The organism is Lysobacter antibioticus (assembly GCF_000731095.1).
GTDB classification, from domain to species: domain Bacteria; phylum Pseudomonadota; class Gammaproteobacteria; order Xanthomonadales; family Xanthomonadaceae; genus Lysobacter; species Lysobacter antibioticus_B.
In genome coordinates this window covers 1-17,465 of record NZ_JMTZ01000088.1, presented here as the reverse complement: position 1 = coordinate 17,465, position 17,465 = coordinate 1, and the positions used below count along the sequence as shown (strand labels likewise).

Genomic DNA, 17,465 nt, shown 5'->3' with positions numbered 1-17,465 from the left:
CGCGCCGTAAAGCGCGCCCGGCTCTGTCGGTTCGTGCCCCCGCGAAGGCGGGGTGCAGAGTCGGCAGTCGAGTTCGGCTCTCGGTCGAGGGCCGGTTCCCTGAACAGGGTCCCAGCTCGCGCAATCCGCCATCAGGGCAGGGCGCTTGCGCTCTTCTCCCGGATGCATGTAGAATGCGCGACCACCGTGCCACCCTTGTTCACGCCAGGGCGGCACGACCAGCGAAATGAGGTGCAGGATGCGCCTCGTATTCGCCAGACAAGGACATGTCGCACGGCTGCGCTCCGTACGTTCCGGGCCCTCGGGCTTCCAAGGAACAGTAAACGGGGCCTTTCGTGCGTTCCAATCCTTTCTGGGCGGGTCGGGCAACCGACCTGCCTTAGTTTTTACCAGGCAAGGAGGCTCCGGGACGTGGGTGTAGTCCTGGAGTGTTTGCGTTTTCGTGGGGTTCGGCACACCCAGAGGCCGGCCCGTCGCTCTTTTAACCAAGGAATTCCGTCATGGCGGACCAAAAGATCCGGATTCGGCTGAAGGCGTACGATCATCGTCTGATCGACCGCTCGGCCAGCGAGATCGTCGAGACAGCTAAGCGGACCGGCGCGCAAGTGCGCGGCCCGATCCCGCTGCCGACCAAGATCGAGCGCTACACCATCCTGGTGTCCCCGCACGTCGACAAAGACGCGCGTGACCAGTATGAAACCCGCACGCACAAGCGCGTGCTCGACATCATCGACCCGAACGACAAGACCGTAGACGCGCTGATGAAGCTCGAGCTGGCGGCTGGCGTCGATGTGCAGATCAAGCTGACCTGAGGCCACCACCATGACCGCGAAGAAATATTCGTTGGGCATCGTCGGTCGCAAGGCCGGCATGAGCCGCTTCTTCACTGAAGACGGCAAGTCGGTTCCGGTGACCCTGATCGAGGCGACCCCGAACCGTATTACCCAGATCAAGACCACGGACACCGACGGCTACAGCGCCGTGCAGGTCACCGTCGGCGTGCGCCGCGCTGCGCTCGTCAACAAGCCCGAAGCCGGACACCTCGCCAAGGCGAAGGTCGAAGCCGGTCGCGGCTTGTGGGAGCTGCGCGTGGAAGACGACAAGATCGGCGCGTTCGAAGTCGGCGGCGAAATCAAGGCCGACATCTTCGAAGTGGGCCAGATCGTCGACGTCCAGGGCATCACCAAGGGCAAGGGCTTCCAGGGCACGATCAAGCGCTGGAACTTCAGCATGGGCGACGCGACGCACGGTAACTCGTTGTCGCACCGTTCGCCGGGTTCGATCGGCCAGCGCCAGACGCCGGGCCGCGTTTTCCCGGGTAAGAAGATGTCCGGTCACATGGGCGCCGTCCAGCAGAGCACGCAGGGCCTGGAAGTGGTCAAGGTCGACGCCGAGCGCGGCCTGATCGCGATCAAGGGCGCCGTGCCGGGCGCTCCGGGCGGCGACGTGATCGTCCGTCCGTCGAGCAAGGGAGTATGACGATGGAACTTGCCATCAACGGTAGCGACAAGAAGCTGTCGGTTTCCGACGCCATCTTCGATCGCGAATTCAGCGAAGACCTGGTCCACCAGGTTGTTGTGGCCTACCGCAACGCGGGCCGCGCCGGCACCAAGGCGCAGAAGACGCGTTCGGAAGTCAACGGCACCACCAAGAAGTCGAAGAAGCAGAAGGGCGGCGGTGCGCGTCATGGCGCGCTGACGGCTCCGATCTTCGTCGGCGGCGGCGTGACCTTCGCGGCCAAGCCGCGCAGCTTCGCCCAGAAGGTGAACCGCAAGATGTACCGCGCAGCGATGGCTGCGATCCTGTCGGAATTGAACCGCCAGGGCCGCATCACCGTCGTTGAGAAGCTGGACGTCGAGACGCCGAAGACCTCGGGCATGGTCGCCATGCTGAAGTCGCTCGAAATGGGCCGTCGTCCGCTGCTCGTCACCGAGGAAGCCTCCGAGAATCTGTACCTCTCGGCTCGCAACCTGCCCTATGTGGAAGTCCGCGACGTGCAGGGACTCGATCCGGTGGCCCTCGTCGGCGCCGATTCGATCGTGTTCACCGCCGATGCGGTCAAGAAGATCGAGGAGTGGCTGGCATGAACGAGGCCAAGCTCTACAGCATCATCCGTGCGCCGCGCGTGTCCGAAAAGACCGCGCGTCTGCAGGAAGTATCCAACCAATACGTCTTCGAAGTCGCGACGGACGCTACCAAGGCCGACATCAAGGTCGCCGTGGAAAAGCTGTTCGACGTTAAGGTCGAGGCGGTGAATGTGGTCAACGTGAAGGGCAAGAACAAGGCCTTCAAGTTCCGCATGGGCCGTCGCGCCGACTGGCGCAAGGCGTACGTGAAGCTGGCCGAAGGCCAGTCGATCGACGTAATGGCCAAGGCCTGAGGAAAGACCCATGGCATTGATGACTTTCAAGCCCACTTCCGCCGGCCGCCGCAACGCGGTCCGCGTCGTGACGCCGGGCCTGCACAAGGGCGCGCCGCACGCGGCGTTGGTCGAAAAGCAGAGCAAGAGCGGCGGTCGTAACCACCACGGCCGCATCACCACCCGTCACATCGGTGGTGGTCACAAGCAGCACTACCGCATCATCGACTTCAAGCGCGACAAGGAAGGCATTCCGGCGCGCGTGGAGCGGATCGAATACGATCCCAACCGCACCGCGCACATCGCGCTGCTGTGCTACGTCGATGGCGAGCGCCGTTACATCATCGCCCCGAAGGGCCTGAAGGACGGCGATCAGGTGATCGCTGGCCGCGATGCTCCGATCCGCGTCGGCAACACGCTGCCGCTGACCAACATCCCGGTCGGTTCGACGGTGCATTGCATCGAAATGAAGCCGGGCAAGGGCGCTCAGATCGCCCGCGCCGCAGGCGCCGGCGTCCAGCTGGTCGCTCGCGAGCAGGGCTACGCCACGCTGCGTCTTCGCTCCGGCGAAATGCGCAAGGTGCCGGTCGAGTGCCGCGCCACCATCGGCGAAGTCGGCAACGACGAGCACAGCCTCGAAAAGCTGGGCAAGGCCGGTGCCAAGCGCTGGCGCGGTATCAAGCCGACCGTCCGCGGCGCCGCCATGAACCCCGTCGACCACCCGCACGGTGGTGGTGAGGCGAAGGCTGGCCAGGGCAACCCGCATCCGGTCACCCCCTGGGGTGTTCCGACCAAGGGTTACAAGACGCGCAAGAACAAGCGCACTTCGCAATTCATCGTGCGCGATCGCAGGGGTTAATCGGCCATGGCACGTTCACTCAAAAAGGGTCCGTTCGTCGACCACCATCTCATCAAGAAGGTGGAGACCGCGGGCAACAACAAGAAGCCGATCAAGACCTGGTCGCGCCGCTCGATGGTGCTGCCGGAAATGGTGGGCTTCACCATCGCCGTGCATAACGGCAAGAACCACATCCCGGTGCTGGTCAACGAGAACATGGTTGGCCACAAGCTTGGCGAATTCGCTTTGACCCGTACGTTTAAGGGTCACGGCGGCGACAAGAAGTCGGGTAAGTAAGGAGATGACCATGGAAGCGAAAGCCATCCTGCGCACCGCGCGCATCTCCCCGCAGAAGGCCCGCCTGGTCGCCGACCAGGTGCGCGGTCTGTCCGCCGAGCGCGCCGTCAACCTGCTGAAGTTCTCGGACAAGAAGGCAGCTGCACTGATCCGCAAGGTCGTGGAGTCCGCCATCGCGAACGCCGAGAACAACCAGGGCGCCGACGTTGACGAACTCAAGGTCACGACCATCATGGTGGACGAGGGTCCCGCACTGAAGCGCTTCATGGCTCGTGCGAAAGGCCGCGGCACCCGCATCCTCAAGCGCACCAGCCACATCACTGTGGTTGTGGGCGCGGGCAAGTAAGGCGGAGTCAGACAATGGGTCATAAAGTACATCCGACCGGAATCCGCCTGGGCATTGCCAAGGACTGGAATTCGAAGTGGTTTGCCGGCAAGAAGCAGTATGCCGAGTACCTCGCTGCCGACCTCAAGGTCCGCGAGATGCTCCGCAAGAAGCTCGCTCAGGCTGGTATTTCCAAGATCTTCATCGAGCGTCCGGCGAACAACGCCCGCGTGACGATCCACACCGCCCGTCCGGGCGTGGTGATCGGCAAGCGCGGCGAGGACATCGAGAAGCTGCGTAAGGAAGTCAGCGCACTGATGGGCGTCCCGGCGCACATCAACGTGACCGAGGTCCGCAAGCCGGAACTCGACGCGCAGCTGGTCGCCGAATCGATCGCGCAGCAGCTCGAGCGCCGCATCATGTTCCGCCGCGCGATGAAGCGTGCCGTCGGCAACGCGATGCGCCTGGGTGCCCTCGGCATCAAGGTCAACGTCGCCGGCCGTCTCAACGGCGCCGAAATCGCGCGTTCGGAGTGGTACCGCGAAGGTCGCGTGCCGCTGCACACGCTGCGTGCCGACATCGACTACGGCTTCGCTGAAGCCAAGACGACCTACGGCATCATCGGCATCAAGACCTGGATCTATAAGGGCGAAGTGTTCGACTTCTCCCAGGTGGGCCAGGAGAAGCAGGACGATTCCCCGCGCAGCGATCGTGGTGACCGCGGCGACCGCGGTGATCGTAACGACCGTCCGGGCCGTCCGGCCCGCGAACAGAGGTAATCCGTCATGTTGCAACCCAAGAGAACCAAGTACCGCAAGGTACACAAGGGCCGCAATGATGGCCTGAGCTGGAGCGGCAACGCCGTCAGCTTCGGCGAGTACGGCCTCAAGGCCACCGCTCACGGCCAGCTCACTGCGCGCCAGATCGAAGCGGCCCGCCGCTCGATCAGCCGTTACGTCAAGCGCGGCGGCAAGATGTGGATCCGCGTGTTCCCGGACAAGCCGATCACCAAGAAGCCGATCGAAGTCCGAATGGGCTCCGGTAAGGGCAACGTCGAGTACTGGGTCGCTCAGATCCAGCCCGGTCGCATGATTTATGAGATCGAAGGCGTGGGCGAGGACGTGGCGCGCGAAGCGTTCCGTCTGGCCGCCGCCAAGCTCTCGGTGACCACTACTTTCGTTACCCGGACGGTGCGCTAATGGAACTCAAGCAACTGCGCGAGAAGTCGGCCGACCAACTGAAGGCCCACCTGGTGGAACTGCACAAGGAGAGCTTCGCTCTTCGCATGCAGAAGGCCACCGGCCAGCTCGCCAAGACTCATGAAGCCCGCCGTGTGAAGCGCGAAATTGCTCGCGTCAACATGCTGCTGGGTGAGAAGAAGTAAGGACCCGCCATGACCGACAACAATACAGACAAGGCGCTGCGCACGGTTGAAGGCCGGGTCGTCAGCAACAAGATGGACAAGACCGTCACCGTGCTCGTCGAACGCCAGGTCAAGCACGCGCTGTACGGCAAGTACATCCGTCGCTCGTCCAAGCTCCACGCTCACGACGCCGAGAACGCCTGCAAAGAAGGCGATATCGTCCGCGTGAAGGAGATTGCTCCGATGTCCAAGACCAAGAACTGGAGCGTGGTTGAAATCGTCAGCCGCGCGGCCGAATAAGAGGAGGCTGAACCATGATCCAGATGCAAAGCTACCTCGGCGTGGCCGACAACTCCGGTGCTAAGGAAGTGATGTGCATCAAGGTGCTCGGCGGCTCCAAGCGCCGTTACGCGCACATTGGCGACATCATCAAGGTCACCGTGAAGGACGCGATCCCGCGCGGCAAGGTCAAGAAGGGCGACGTTTACGACGCCGTTGTGGTCCGCACCCGCAAGGGTGTGCGCCGTCCGGACGGCTCGCTGATCCGCTTCGATGGCAACGCTGCGGTGTTGCTCAACAATAAGCATGAGCCGATCGGCACCCGTATCTTCGGGCCCGTGACTCGCGAGCTTCGCTCCGAGAAGTTCATGAAGATCGTCTCGCTCGCGCCTGAAGTGCTCTGAGCGGAGGAACTAGACATGAACCGTATCAAGAAGGGCGATCAAGTCATCGTCACCGCCGGCAAGGACAAGGGCAAGAAGGGTGATGTGGTGCGCGTGCTCGGCGACAAGGTCGTCGTGGCGAACATCAACATCATCAAGCGCCATACCAAGCCGAATCCGCAGGCCAACCAGCCGGGCGGCGTGATCGAGCGCGAAGCGCCGATTCACATTTCCAACGTCATGCTGTTCAACCCGGCCACCGGCAAGGGCGAACGCATCGGTTTCAAGATGCTGGAGGATGGACGCAAACTGCGTGTGTTCCGCTCCAGTGGTGAGGCGGTTGACGCCTGAGGAATGCTGAAATGACCACCCGGCTCGAAGAGTTTTACAAGAAAGAAGTGGTTCCGGCGCTGACCGAAAAGTTCGGCTACAAGAACCCGATGGAAGTGCCGCGCCTCGTCAAGATCACGCTGAACATGGGCGTGGGCGAAGCCGCCACCAACAAGAAGATCCTGGAAAATGCCGTCGCCGACATGACCAAGATCGCCGGCCAGAAGCCGATCGTGACCAAGTCCCGCGTGTCGGTGGCTTCGTTCAAGATCCGCGACGGTTGGCCGATCGGCGCCAAGGTCACCCTGCGCCGCGCCAAGATGTACGAGTTCCTCGACCGTCTGGTCAACATCTCGCTGCCGCGCGTGCGCGACTTCCGTGGTGTGTCCGGCCGTTCGTTCGACGGCCGCGGCAACTACAACATGGGCGTCAAGGAACAGATCATCTTCCCGGAAATCGATTTCGACCAGGTCGACGCGCTGCGCGGCATGGACATCGCGATCACCACGACCGCGAAGACCGATGCCGAGGCCAAGGCCCTGCTCGAAGCCTTCCGCTTCCCGTTCCGCAACTGATACTTAAGGATTGAACAATGGCTAAGACTTCCATGGTCAACCGCGAGGTCAAGCGGGCCAAGCTGGCGAAGAAGTTCGCCGGCAAGCGCGAAGCGCTGAAGAAGATCATCTCCAGCGACGCCTCGTCGTACGAAGACAAGGCCGAGGCCGTGGTCAAGCTGTCCAAGCTGCCCCGCGACTCCTCGCCGAGCCGTCAGCGCAACCGTTGCGCCCTGACCGGCCGTTCGCGCGGCGTATACAGCAAGTTCGGCCTCGGCCGCAACAAGCTGCGCGAAGCCACCATGCGCGGCGACGTGCCTGGTCTTCGCAAGGCAAGCTGGTAAGATAGTCGGCTTTCCCGGATCCACCGCCGCGGCCTTCGGGTCGCGGCGGCGCTTCTGGGGGCTGCTGCAACAAAGCGTTATTACAACTGAAATTCGCAATTCCGCGGATATCGGTGCTACTCATAAGGTGAATCTCAATGAGCATGACTGATCCCATCGCCGACATGCTGGTCCGCATCAAGAATGCGGCGGCTGTGCGCAAGCCGACGGTGAAGATGCCGTCGTCCAAGGTCAAGGTGGCCATCGCGGCCGTGTTGAAGGACGAGGGTTACATCCTGGATTCCCGCGTGACGGAAGTCGCTCCGGGCAAGTCCGAACTCGAAATTTCGCTGAAGTACTACGAAGGCAAGCCGGTGATCGAGCGCCTCCAGCGCTACTCCCGCTCGGGCCTGCGTCAGTACCGCGGCAAGGAAGCGCTGCCCAAGGTCCTCGGCGGCCTGGGTATCGCCATCATCTCCACCTCGAAAGGCATCATGACCGATGCGCAGGCGCGCCAGCAGGGCGTCGGCGGTGAAGTCCTGTGCTTCGTGGCCTAAGGGAGTAAACGACCATGTCCCGAGTTGCCAAGAAGCCGATCGCCCTGCCGAAGGGTGTTGAGCTGAACGTCCAGTCCGATTCGATCGTCGCCAAGGGCCCGAAGGGCTCGCTGTCGATCGCCAAGCCGGCCGCCATCAACCTGAAGATCGAGAACGGCGAAGCGCTGTTCGCGACCGAAGACGCGGCGCTGATCCCGCTGACCGGCACCCTGCGCGCCATCCTCGCCAATATGGTGAAGGGCGTGTCGGAAGGCTTCGAGCGCAAGCTTGAGCTGGTCGGCGTCGGTTACCGCGCCTCGATGGCCGGTTCCGACCTGAACCTGTCGCTGGGTTTCTCGCACCCGGTGCTGTTCAAGGCCCCGGAAGGCATCACCATCGCCACGCCGACCCAGACCGAGATCCTGGTCTCGGGCGCGGACAAGCAGCGCGTCGGTGAAGTCGCCGCCAAGATTCGCGGTTTCCGTCCGCCGGAGCCCTACAAGGGCAAGGGTGTGAAGTACGCCGGCGAAGTCATCATCCGTAAGGAAGCCAAGAAGGCCTAACGGGTAGGGCGCCGGTCCCGTACCGGCCCCAAAACACCAAGCTTTCAGCTTTCGGAGATCAGAACATGAACAAGAACATCGCTCGTCTGCGTCGCGCCAAGTCGACCCGTTCGCACATCCGCAACCTCGGCGTGGCCCGCCTGACCGTGCTCCGCACCGGTCAGCACCTGTACGCCCAGGTCTTCACCGCCGACGGCTCCAAGGTCCTGGCCACGGCTTCGACCGTCCAGGCCGACGTCAAGGAAGGCCTGAAGAACGGCAAGAACGCCGAAGCCGCCGTCAAGGTCGGCAAGATGATCGCCGAGCGCGCCAAGGCTGCCGGTATCGAGAAGGTCGCTTTCGACCGTTCGGGCTACCGCTACCACGGCCGCATCAAGGCGCTGGCCGATGCCGCGCGTGAAGGCGGTCTGCAGTTCTAAGCATCCGGGCCTTCGCAGGCTTGAAAGCGTGGAGATTCGTCTCCACGCCTGATGCAACGAATCGTTTCAACTCGCCGACGCGAGCTGCGTCGGGCGCGATGACGGATTCCCGCCATCGCTGCAACACCCGAGTCACATCACAATCATAAGCGGCGATGCCGCAAATCCCTTCAATAAACGAGACATCGAAATGGCAGACGATAGAGCACCGCGGGGCCGCGACCGTGATCGCAACCGCGAAGAAATCGACGACGGCATGATCGAGAAGCTGATCGCGGTCAACCGCGTCAGCAAGACGGTCAAGGGCGGTCGCCAGTTCACCTTCACCGCTCTGACGGTGGTGGGCGACGGCAACGGCAAGGTCGGCTTCGGCTACGGCAAGGCGCGCGAAGTGCCGGTCGCGATCCAGAAGTCGATGGAGTACGCCCGCAAGGCGATGAACAACGTCGATCTGAACAACGGCACCTTGTGGCACGCCGTGAAGTCGGGCCACGGCGCGGCGCATGTGTTCATGCAGCCGGCGTCGGAAGGTACCGGCGTGATCGCAGGCGGCGCGATGCGCGCCGTGCTCGAAGCGGTCGGCGTCAAGAACGTGTTGGCCAAGGCCACCGGTTCGCGTAACCCGATCAATCTGGTTCGCGCCACGCTCAAGGGTCTGACCGGCATGCATTCGCCGGCCAAGATCGCTGCCAAGCGCGGCAAGAAGGTGGAGGATCTGCACCATGGCTAAGGCAGAAAACAAGGCCGTCGAAGGCGGCACCGTCACCGTGCGCCTGGTCAAGGGCATGCGCGGTTGCCAGGCCCGTCACCGCTTGTCGGTGAAGGCGCTCGGCCTGAACAAGCTGAACGACGTGCGCGTGCTGAAGGACAGCCCGCAGGTTCGTGGTCTGATCAACACGGTCCACTACCTGGTTCAGGTCGAGGGCTAAGGAGAACATCATGCGTCTCAATACACTCAAGCCGGCTGACGGCGCCCGCGAAGACCGCAAGCGCGTCGGTCGCGGTATCGGTTCCGGCCTCGGCAAGACTGCCGGCCGCGGCCACAAGGGTTCGTTCGCCCGTTCGGGCAAGGGCAAGATCAAGGCCGGTTTCGAAGGCGGCCAGATGCCCATGCAGCGTCGTCTGCCGAAAATCGGCTTCCGCTCCAAGCTGAAGAACGACACGGCCGAAGTGCTGCTGTACCAGCTGGACAAGCTGGACGCCGGCGACGTCGATTTTGCCGCCCTCAAGGCCGCCAAGCTCGTTCCGAGCTCGGCCAAGCAGGCCAAGATCGTCAAGAAGGGCGAGTTGACCAAGAAGTTCGTACTCAAGGGCGTGCTGGCCACGGCCGGCGCCAAGGCCGCCGTCGAAGCGGCCGGCGGCAAGGTCGAGGAGTAAACGACGCATGGCGCGGAGCGGCAACGCGATGGCTGGCCTCGGTGGCGGGCTCGGTAAGTTCACCGAGCTCCGTCAGCGTTTGCTGTTCGTGATCGGCGCTTTGATCGTCTACCGCATCGGTAGCTACATCCCGGTGCCCGGCGTCAACCCGCAGGCGATGGTCGAGTTCATGTCGACCAAGCAGGGCACGATCGTGGACATGTTCAACATGTTCTCGGGCGGCGCCCTGCATCGCTTCAGTCTGTTCGCACTGAACGTGATGCCGTACATCTCGGCTTCGATCATCGTGCAGCTGCTGGTGCAGATCGTGCCCAGCCTGAAAGCCATCCAGAAGGAAGGCGAGTCGGGCCGGCGCAAGATCAACCAGTGGTCGCGTATGGGCGCGATTCCGCTGGCGGTGTTCCAGGCCTGGGGCATCGCCGCCGGCCTGCAGTCGAGCATGGCGCCGAACGGCGTGCCGGTGGTGTACGCACCGGGCATGGGCTTCATCCTGACCGCCGTGATCGCGTTGACCGCGGGCACGATGTTCCTGATGTGGCTCGGCGAGCAGATCACCGAACGCGGTATCGGCAACGGCGTCTCGCTCATCATCTTCGCCGGCATCGTCGCGGGCCTGCCCGCCGCGGTCCTGCAGATGTTCGAGCAGATCCGCAACGGCGACATGAGCGCCATTGCGGCGATCGCGATCATCGCCCTGGTCGTCGGCTTCACCTATCTGGTGGTGTTCGTCGAGCGCGGCCAGCGTCGGATCACGGTCAATTACGCCCGTCGCCAAGGCGGCCGTAATGCCTACATGAACCAGGCCTCGTTCCTGCCGCTGAAGCTCAACATGTCGGGTGTGATCCCCGCGATCTTCGCCTCGAGCATCGTGATGTTCCCGGCGACGGCAGCGACCTGGTTCGCCCAGAACAACAGCGGCAGCGGTTTCTCCGGCTTCCTGCAGCGCCTCAGCCAGTGGTTGAACCCGGGTGAACCGGTTCACATGATCCTGTATGCTGGCCTGATCATCGGCTTCGCGTTCTTCTACACGGCGCTGGTGTTCAATTCGCAGGAAACCGCCGACAACCTGAAGAAGTCGGGCGCGCTGATCCCGGGCATCCGTCCCGGCAAGGCCACCGCGGACTACGTTGACGGCGTGCTGACTCGTCTTACGGCGGCTGGCGCGATTTACCTGGTGATCGTCTGCCTCCTTCCGGAGGTCATGCGCACCCAACTGGGAACCTCGTTCTACTTCGGCGGCACCTCGTTGCTGATCGTCGTGGTCGTGGTGATGGATTTCATCGCTCAAATCCAGGCTCATCTGATGTCGCATCAGTACGAAAGCCTGTTGAAGAAAGCGAACTTGAAGGGCGGCTCGCGCGGCGGTCTCGCGCGCGGGTGAGTCAGGACCGTTCCGCGCGCCAGAGTAGCGCGCGGGGCTGGGAAGGCAGGTCATCGCCTTGTTCAGCCAGTTCAGATTCGTCGCCGGAGCATGGGCACACTCCCCATGCCGTGGTTCCGTGGCACCTTTGGTGCCGCGGGGCTTCCTATTAACCCGAGACCTAGATATAATTTCCAGTTCACTCCGCCGGGATTAATCCGTCCTGGCCGCCAAATCAGTTGGAGATCGCCTTATGGCGCGTATTGCGGGCGTTAATTTGCCTGCCCAGAAGCATGTCTGGGTTGGCCTGCAAAGCATTTTCGGCATCGGCCGTACCCGTTCGAAGCAAGTCTGCGAGTCCGCAGGCGTCACTTCGACGACCAAAATCCGTGACCTGTCCGAGCCGGAAGTCGAGCGCTTGCGCGCCGAAGTCGGCAAGTTCGTGGTCGAAGGCGACCTGCGTCGCGAGGTCGGTATTGCGATCAAGCGTTTGATGGACCTGGGCTGCTACCGCGGCCTGCGTCACCGCCGCGGCTTGCCGCTGCGTGGTCAGCGCACGCGTACCAATGCACGTACCCGCAAGGGTCCGCGCAAGGCCATCAAGAAGTAAGGGACCCATACCATGGCCAAGCCGGCAGCTGCCAAAACCAAGAAGAAGATCAAGCGAGTCGTCACCGACGGCATCGCCCACGTCCACGCTTCTTTCAACAACACCATCATCACGATCACCGACCGCCAGGGCAACGCGCTCTCGTGGGCGACCTCGGGCGGCGCGGGTTTCCGCGGTTCCCGCAAGTCGACCCCGTTCGCCGCCCAGGTGGCAGCCGAAAAGGCTGGCCGTGCTGCGCTCGACTACGGCGTCAAGTCGTTGGAAGTGCGCATCAAGGGCCCGGGTCCGGGTCGCGAGTCCGCCGTTCGTTCGCTGAACAACGTCGGATACAAGATCATCAACATCATCGACGTGACGCCTATCCCGCACAACGGGTGCCGTCCGCCGAAAAAGCGTCGCGTCTGAGGAGCTGAAGAAAAATGGCTCGTTATATTGGCCCCACCTGTAAGCTCGCTCGTCGCGAAGGCGCCGACCTTGGTCTGAAGTCGTCCGCTCGCGCGCTCGACTCGAAGTGCAAGCTCGAGCAAAAGCCCGGCCAGCATGGCCCCACCGCCCGCAAGGGCAAGCTGTCCGACTACGCCACCCAGCTTCGCGAGAAGCAGAAGGTCAAGCGTATCTACGGTCTGCTGGAGCGTCAGTTCCGCAATTACTACAAGAAGGCCTCGACCAAGAAGGGCAACACCGGCGAGAACCTGCTGCAGTTGCTGGAGACCCGTCTCGACAACGTCGTCTACCGCATGGGCTTCGCCGTGACCCGTCCGGCCGCCCGCCAGCTGGTTTCGCACCGTGGCGTCACGGTCAACGGCAAGTCGGTCAACCTCCCGTCGTACCAGGTCAAGGCCGGCGACGCGATCGCGTTGTCCGAGCGTGCCCAGAAGCAGCTTCGCGTGCAGGAATCCCTGACCGTGTCGTCGCAGATGGACCTGTCGCCGTCGTGGGTCGAGGTCGACAACAAGAAGTTCAGCGGCGTGTTCAAGGCGGTTCCGGATCGTGCGGACCTGCCGGCCGACATCAACGAAGCGCTGATCGTCGAGTTGTACAGCAAGTAATAGTGCAGGGCGCTGCCGGTCCCCGGGGCCGGCAGTACCCGCAACCCAGGTCGATGCGCCAGGCGCATCGGCCGCTCCCTCGAACAGAGGGGGCTCCAAGAGCTAAAGCCTTCCGTCGCCCCCCGACGAAGGTCATTGGAGACACCGAAACATGACGGTTACCGCCAACCAGGTACTGCGCCCGCGCGGTCCGCAGATCGAACGCCTCACCGGCAATCGCGCGAAAGTCGTGATCGAGCCGTTGGAGCGCGGTTACGGCCACACGCTGGGCAACGCGCTGCGTCGCGTGCTGCTGTCGTCGATCCCGGGTTTCGCCATCACCGAGGTCGAAATCGACGGCGTGTTGCATGAGTACACCACGGTCGAAGGTCTGGAAGAAGACGTGCTGGAGGTTCTGCTGAACCTCAAGGACGTCGCGATCCGCATGCACACCGGCGACGCTTCGACGCTGTCGCTGGCCAAGCAGGGTCCCGGCATCGTCACCGCCGGCGACATCAAGACCGACCACAACGTCGAAATCCTCAACACCGACCATGTGATCTGCCACCTGACCAAGGACACGGCACTCAACATGCGTCTGAAGATCGAGCGCGGCTTCGGCTACCAGCCGGCGGCTTCGCGCCGTCGTCCGGACGAAGAAACCCGCGCGATCGGTCGCCTGATGCTCGACGCCAGCTTCTCGCCGGTCCGTCGCGTCGCCTACGCGGTGGAAGCCGCGCGCGTCGAACAGCGCACCGACCTCGACAAGCTCGTGCTCGACATCGAAACCAACGGCACGATCGACGCCGAGGAAGCCGTGCGCACCGCCGCCGACATCCTCACCGATCAGCTGTCGGTGTTCGGCGACTTCACCCACCGCGACCGCGGTGCGCAGAAGCCGGCCACCAGCGGTATCGATCCGATCCTGCTGCGTCCGATCGACGACCTCGAGCTGACCGTTCGTTCGGCCAACTGCCTCAAGGCCGAGAGCATCTATTACGTCGGCGATCTGATCCAGAAGACCGAAGTCGAGCTGCTCAAGACCCCGAACCTCGGCAAGAAGTCGCTCACCGAGATCAAGGAAGTGCTGGCTCAGCGCGGCCTGTCCCTCGGCATGAAGCTTGAAAACTGGCCGCCGGCCGGCATCGCCTCGCACGGGATGATGGGCTGAGCCCAAGCCTAGCCCGCGCGGCACTGCCGCGCGGCTTGGGCGAAGGCCCGGCGCGCTGCGCCGGGCCGGGGAACGAAGAGAGTCCACGCCGAAGCTAAGCCGAAGCGTGGATTTCTTGCTAACGGCGACCGAGTAAAAGCAACACCGCAACACAAGCCGACGGACCCAGAAGTCCGCGGCTCGCCGGTCAGGGAAGGCCGGTTCGGACCAACCGCAGTCCAATGCTCCAACGCCTGGATGGCGACAGCGATCTCCAACAGTTACGACATTCATCAGGAATCACAACCATGCGCCACCAGAAATCCGGCCGTAAGTTCAGCCGCACCAGTGCTCACCGCGATGCCATGTTCACCAACATGGCCGCTTCGCTGATCAAGCACGGTCTCATCCGCACCACCCTGCCGAAGGCGAAGGAGCTGCGTCGCGTTGCCGAGCCGCTCATCACCCTCGCCAAGAAGGACGGCGTGGCCAACCGCCGCCTGGCCTTCTCGCGCCTGCGCGATAAGGAAGCCGTCGGCACCCTGTTCGTCGAACTCGGCCCGCGTTACGCCTCGCGTCCGGGCGGTTACCTGCGCATCCTCAAGTGCGGTTTCCGCGCTGGCGACAATGCGCCGATGGCCTACGTCGAGCTGGTCGATCGTCCGCAAGCCGCGGCCGAGTGATCGCCGGCGCCGGGCGACCGGCGCTGCGATACGACATGCAAGCCAATAGGCAGGCGACCGGCGACGGTCGCTCGCCCAGCTAGCGAAGCCCCGGCCCCGGCCGGGGTTTTTGCTTTTCGGCGACGGTTACTTCGGCAACGGTTGCGGCGGTAATGATTATGGGAGACGGGTTTCGGGGGCAATCGGTTTCGCGACGCAACTTTTCCGGCCCGGCGCAGTCGATGTTGCTGCGACGAAACGCCACGTTGCGTAGCGACATGCCTATCCGACATTGGCACGACCCGACCCAGACCCGTATGGTGTGAACATGAACCCCTTCAAAGCCTCTTTCCGGACCCAGTACCTGCTCGGCTTCCTGGCCTGCACGGGCCTGCTTGCTTACGCGTTCTACCTGCAGCTGTACCAGCACCTCGAACCCTGCCCGCTGTGCATCTTCCAGCGCGTCGCCTTCTTCGCCCTCGGACTGGTGTTCCTGGCCGGCGCCCTGCACGGCCCGAAGAAGGCCGGCGGACGCGGCACTTACGGCGTGCTGGCCCTGCTGGCCTCGCTCGGCGGCATCGCCGTCGCCGGCAACCACGTGCGTCTGCAGCACCTGCCGCCCAGCGAAGTTCCGGCTTGCGGCCCGGGCCTGGATTACATGCTCGATGCGATGCCGATAGCCGGAGTAATCCGCAAGGTCATGACCGGTTCCGGCGAATGCGCCGCGGTCGACTGGAGCTTCCTCGGCCTGGCCATGCCGGCCTGGAGCCTGATCTGCTTCGTCGTCCTGGCGGTCTGGGCGGCCTATGCCGCGTTCCGCCGTCGTTGATTCAATAGAGTTCCCGCGTCACTCGATCCCCACCGCTGTCCCCAACTGGAAACCAAGGAAATGAGCGCCTCCGATCGCAACCTCCGTGCCGTCAACCTTCCCGCCGACTGGACGCCGACGTCCTGGCGCGAGCGCACCGCACTGCAGTTGCCGAATTATCCGGACGCGGCCGAGTTGGAATCCGCGTTGCAGGAACTGCGTCACCTGCCGCCGTTGGTGACTTCGTGGGAGATCCTCTCGCTGAAGCAGCAGCTCGCCGAGGCGCAGGAAGGCAAGCGCTTCCTGCTGCAGGGCGGCGACTGCGCCGAGAGCTTCGACCAGTGCTCCTCGGACGTGATCTCCAACCGTCTGAAGGTGCTGCTGCAGATGAGCCTGGTGCTCGTCCACGGCATGCGCAAGCCGGTCGTGCGCGTCGGCCGTTTCGCCGGCCAGTACGCCAAGCCGCGTTCGGCCGACACCGAGACCATCGACGGCGTGACCCTGCCGAGCTACCGCGGCGACATGGTCAATGCGCCGGCCTTCAACGAGGCCGCGCGCAAGCCCGACCCGCGCCGCATGATCAAGGCGCATGCGCGTTCGGCGATGACGATGAATTTCGTCCGCGCCCTGATCGACGGCGGTTTCGCCGACCTGCACCACCCCGAGTACTGGAACCTGAGCTGGGTCGGCCACTCGCCGCTGGCCGACGAATACCGGCGCATGGTCAACGCCATCGGCGATGCGGTGCGCTTCATGGAGACGCTGTCGGGTTCCGAGGTGCACAACCTCAACCGCGTCGACTTCTACACCTCGCACGAAGCCTTGCTGCTGCCGTACGAAGAGTCGCTGACCCGGCAGGTGCCGCGTCACTGGGGCTTCTTCAACCTCAGCACGCATTACCCGTGGATCGGCATGCGCACTGCGGCGGTCGACGGCGCCCACGCCGAGTACTTCCGCGGCATCCGCAACCCGATCGCGCTCAAGGTCGGCCCGTCGGTGACGCCGGACCAACTGCTGCGCACCATCGATCTGCTCAACCCCGAGGACGAGCCCGGCCGCCTGACCTTCATCCATCGCATGGGCGCGAGCCACATCGCCGAGAAGCTGCCGCCGCTGCTCGACGCGATGCGTCGCGACGGCCGCCGCGTGCTGTGGGTCTGCGACCCGATGCACGGCAACACCGAGAGCACCAGCAACGGCTACAAGACCCGTCGCTTCCGCAACATCCGCGCCGAGATCGAGACCTCGTTCGAACTGCACGCGGCGGCCGGAACGCGTATGGGCGGCGTGCACCTGGAGCTGACCGGCGAAGACGTGACCGAATGCCTGGGCGGCGCGCGCGAATTGACCGAGAGCGATCTCGATCGCGCTTATCGTTCCACGGTCGACCCGCGCCTGAACTACGAGCAGGCGCTGGAAGTGGCGATGCTGATCGTGCGTAAGCAAGCGCAGATCGCCGCGCCGGCCTGAGGTTTTTTCGCTTCAGGTCTCGGCAAACGCACCGCAAGACGAAAGCCCGCCGCAAGGCGGGCTTTTTTGTAGGGTGGCGTGTCGGTGGTTGGAGAGATGCCGGTCGCGCGCAGTGGACGGTGGCGGCTTGCGACCGAAGGAAATCCAGACGGGGCTGCTCCCGAGCACGAACATCGGACGATTGCCGTTGCCGTTGCCGTTGCCGTTGCCGTTGCCGTTGTAGTTGCCGTTACTGTCGTTGTTGCCCTTGCCCTTGCCCTTGCCCTTGCCCTTGCCTTTACCTTTACCTTTACCTTTACCTTTACCTTTACCTTTGCCTTTGCCTTTGCTGTTGCTGTTGCTGTTGCTGTTACTGTTGCTGTGCGTCGCGGCGAGCTAGCGAAGGCAATAGAAGACCCGGAGGGCGGCGCGCAGGGATGCGCGCCGTTTTT

The 17,465-nt window shown here is 63.5% G+C and carries 30 protein-coding genes; all 30 read left to right on the top strand.

What is annotated here, in order from left to right:
* The first annotated feature begins 500 nt into the window (after positions 1–500).
* Positions 501–812, top strand: a complete 312-nt coding sequence (gene rpsJ, locus EX88_RS0120450; protein WP_031373837.1) for a 30S ribosomal protein S10 — start codon at positions 501–503, stop codon at positions 810–812.
* A 10-nt stretch (positions 813–822) separates the two neighbouring features.
* Complete coding sequence (rplC, locus tag EX88_RS0120445; protein WP_031373836.1) at positions 823–1,479, top strand: 50S ribosomal protein L3; 657 nt, start codon at positions 823–825, stop codon at positions 1,477–1,479.
* Positions 1,480–1,481: 2 nt separating this feature from the next.
* Positions 1,482–2,087, top strand: coding sequence for a 50S ribosomal protein L4 (gene rplD / locus EX88_RS0120440; protein ID WP_036149636.1), 606 nt, complete (start codon positions 1,482–1,484; stop codon positions 2,085–2,087).
* The gene (rplW, locus tag EX88_RS0120435) at positions 2,084–2,380 is read left to right on the top strand and encodes a 50S ribosomal protein L23 (RefSeq protein WP_031373834.1); all 297 of its coding nucleotides are present in this window, start codon (positions 2,084–2,086) and stop codon (positions 2,378–2,380) included. Before rplD ends, rplW begins: the two co-directional genes overlap by 4 nt.
* 10 nt (positions 2,381–2,390) lie before the next feature.
* A complete protein-coding gene (gene rplB, locus EX88_RS0120430; RefSeq protein WP_031373833.1) occupies positions 2,391–3,218 on the top strand; it encodes a 50S ribosomal protein L2 in 828 nt (275 codons plus the stop codon).
* A gap of 6 nt (positions 3,219–3,224) precedes the next feature.
* On the top strand, positions 3,225–3,494 hold the full coding sequence (rpsS, locus tag EX88_RS0120425; RefSeq protein WP_031373832.1) for a 30S ribosomal protein S19: 270 nt from the start codon (positions 3,225–3,227) through the stop codon (positions 3,492–3,494).
* 10 nt (positions 3,495–3,504) lie between these two features.
* A complete protein-coding gene (gene rplV / locus EX88_RS0120420; RefSeq protein ID WP_036149638.1) occupies positions 3,505–3,840 on the top strand; it encodes a 50S ribosomal protein L22 in 336 nt (111 codons plus the stop codon).
* Between the two features lie 14 nt (positions 3,841–3,854).
* Entirely contained in the window at positions 3,855–4,598 is a 744-nt protein-coding gene (gene rpsC / locus EX88_RS0120415) for a 30S ribosomal protein S3 (RefSeq protein WP_031373830.1), read from the top strand.
* A gap of 6 nt (positions 4,599–4,604) precedes the next feature.
* Positions 4,605–5,018, top strand: coding sequence for a 50S ribosomal protein L16 (rplP, locus tag EX88_RS0120410; RefSeq protein WP_031373829.1), 414 nt, complete (start codon positions 4,605–4,607; stop codon positions 5,016–5,018).
* Positions 5,018–5,203 carry a 50S ribosomal protein L29 gene (rpmC, locus tag EX88_RS0120405; protein WP_031373828.1) on the top strand — a complete coding sequence of 62 codons (186 nt, stop codon included), beginning with the start codon at positions 5,018–5,020 and terminating at the stop codon, positions 5,201–5,203. Before rplP ends, rpmC begins: the two co-directional genes overlap by 1 nt.
* Before the next feature lie 9 nt (positions 5,204–5,212).
* On the top strand, positions 5,213–5,482 hold the full coding sequence (rpsQ, locus tag EX88_RS0120400; RefSeq protein WP_031373827.1) for a 30S ribosomal protein S17: 270 nt from the start codon (positions 5,213–5,215) through the stop codon (positions 5,480–5,482).
* Positions 5,483–5,496: 14 nt separating this feature from the next.
* On the top strand, positions 5,497–5,865 hold the full coding sequence (gene rplN, locus EX88_RS0120395) for a 50S ribosomal protein L14 (RefSeq protein WP_031373826.1): 369 nt from the start codon (positions 5,497–5,499) through the stop codon (positions 5,863–5,865).
* Positions 5,866–5,880: 15 nt separating this feature from the next.
* Positions 5,881–6,195 carry a 50S ribosomal protein L24 gene (gene rplX, locus EX88_RS0120390; protein ID WP_031373825.1) on the top strand — a complete coding sequence of 105 codons (315 nt, stop codon included), beginning with the start codon at positions 5,881–5,883 and terminating at the stop codon, positions 6,193–6,195.
* A gap of 11 nt (positions 6,196–6,206) precedes the next feature.
* A complete protein-coding gene (gene rplE, locus EX88_RS0120385; RefSeq protein WP_031373824.1) occupies positions 6,207–6,749 on the top strand; it encodes a 50S ribosomal protein L5 in 543 nt (180 codons plus the stop codon).
* 17 nt (positions 6,750–6,766) lie between these two features.
* Positions 6,767–7,072, top strand: a complete 306-nt coding sequence (gene rpsN / locus EX88_RS0120380) for a 30S ribosomal protein S14 (RefSeq protein WP_031373823.1) — start codon at positions 6,767–6,769, stop codon at positions 7,070–7,072.
* A gap of 137 nt (positions 7,073–7,209) precedes the next feature.
* Positions 7,210–7,608 (top strand): 30S ribosomal protein S8, encoded by a 399-nt coding sequence (rpsH, locus tag EX88_RS0120375; protein ID WP_031373822.1) that lies wholly within the window; start codon positions 7,210–7,212, stop codon positions 7,606–7,608.
* A 14-nt stretch (positions 7,609–7,622) separates the two neighbouring features.
* Complete coding sequence (gene rplF / locus EX88_RS0120370) at positions 7,623–8,150, top strand: 50S ribosomal protein L6 (protein WP_031373821.1); 528 nt, start codon at positions 7,623–7,625, stop codon at positions 8,148–8,150.
* A gap of 65 nt (positions 8,151–8,215) precedes the next feature.
* Entirely contained in the window at positions 8,216–8,569 is a 354-nt protein-coding gene (gene rplR / locus EX88_RS0120365; protein ID WP_031373820.1) for a 50S ribosomal protein L18, read from the top strand.
* A gap of 190 nt (positions 8,570–8,759) precedes the next feature.
* Complete coding sequence (gene rpsE / locus EX88_RS0120360) at positions 8,760–9,299, top strand: 30S ribosomal protein S5 (protein ID WP_031373819.1); 540 nt, start codon at positions 8,760–8,762, stop codon at positions 9,297–9,299.
* The gene (gene rpmD, locus EX88_RS0120355; RefSeq protein WP_031373818.1) at positions 9,292–9,498 is read left to right on the top strand and encodes a 50S ribosomal protein L30; all 207 of its coding nucleotides are present in this window, start codon (positions 9,292–9,294) and stop codon (positions 9,496–9,498) included. Before rpsE ends, rpmD begins: the two co-directional genes overlap by 8 nt.
* Before the next feature lie 10 nt (positions 9,499–9,508).
* On the top strand, positions 9,509–9,946 hold the full coding sequence (rplO, locus tag EX88_RS0120350) for a 50S ribosomal protein L15 (protein WP_031373817.1): 438 nt from the start codon (positions 9,509–9,511) through the stop codon (positions 9,944–9,946).
* A 7-nt stretch (positions 9,947–9,953) separates the two neighbouring features.
* Positions 9,954–11,327 (top strand): preprotein translocase subunit SecY, encoded by a 1,374-nt coding sequence (gene secY, locus EX88_RS0120345; protein WP_031373816.1) that lies wholly within the window; start codon positions 9,954–9,956, stop codon positions 11,325–11,327.
* A 232-nt stretch (positions 11,328–11,559) separates the two neighbouring features.
* The gene (gene rpsM, locus EX88_RS0120340) at positions 11,560–11,916 is read left to right on the top strand and encodes a 30S ribosomal protein S13 (protein WP_031373815.1); all 357 of its coding nucleotides are present in this window, start codon (positions 11,560–11,562) and stop codon (positions 11,914–11,916) included.
* A 12-nt stretch (positions 11,917–11,928) separates the two neighbouring features.
* Positions 11,929–12,321, top strand: coding sequence for a 30S ribosomal protein S11 (gene rpsK, locus EX88_RS0120335; protein WP_031373814.1), 393 nt, complete (start codon positions 11,929–11,931; stop codon positions 12,319–12,321).
* Positions 12,322–12,335: 14 nt separating this feature from the next.
* Entirely contained in the window at positions 12,336–12,965 is a 630-nt protein-coding gene (rpsD, locus tag EX88_RS0120330; protein ID WP_031373813.1) for a 30S ribosomal protein S4, read from the top strand.
* A gap of 151 nt (positions 12,966–13,116) precedes the next feature.
* Positions 13,117–14,115 (top strand): DNA-directed RNA polymerase subunit alpha, encoded by a 999-nt coding sequence (locus EX88_RS0120325; protein ID WP_031373812.1) that lies wholly within the window; start codon positions 13,117–13,119, stop codon positions 14,113–14,115.
* Positions 14,116–14,402: 287 nt separating this feature from the next.
* Positions 14,403–14,777 (top strand): 50S ribosomal protein L17, encoded by a 375-nt coding sequence (gene rplQ, locus EX88_RS0120320; protein WP_031373811.1) that lies wholly within the window; start codon positions 14,403–14,405, stop codon positions 14,775–14,777.
* A 307-nt stretch (positions 14,778–15,084) separates the two neighbouring features.
* Positions 15,085–15,585 (top strand): disulfide bond formation protein B, encoded by a 501-nt coding sequence (locus EX88_RS0120315; RefSeq protein ID WP_031373810.1) that lies wholly within the window; start codon positions 15,085–15,087, stop codon positions 15,583–15,585.
* A 60-nt stretch (positions 15,586–15,645) separates the two neighbouring features.
* Positions 15,646–17,034 (top strand): class II 3-deoxy-7-phosphoheptulonate synthase, encoded by a 1,389-nt coding sequence (locus EX88_RS0120310; protein ID WP_031373809.1) that lies wholly within the window; start codon positions 15,646–15,648, stop codon positions 17,032–17,034.
* Positions 17,035–17,130: 96 nt separating this feature from the next.
* Positions 17,131–17,465, top strand: a 335-nt coding sequence (locus tag EX88_RS26630; RefSeq protein ID WP_200875878.1) for a hypothetical protein, incomplete at its 3' end; no start/stop codon positions are given.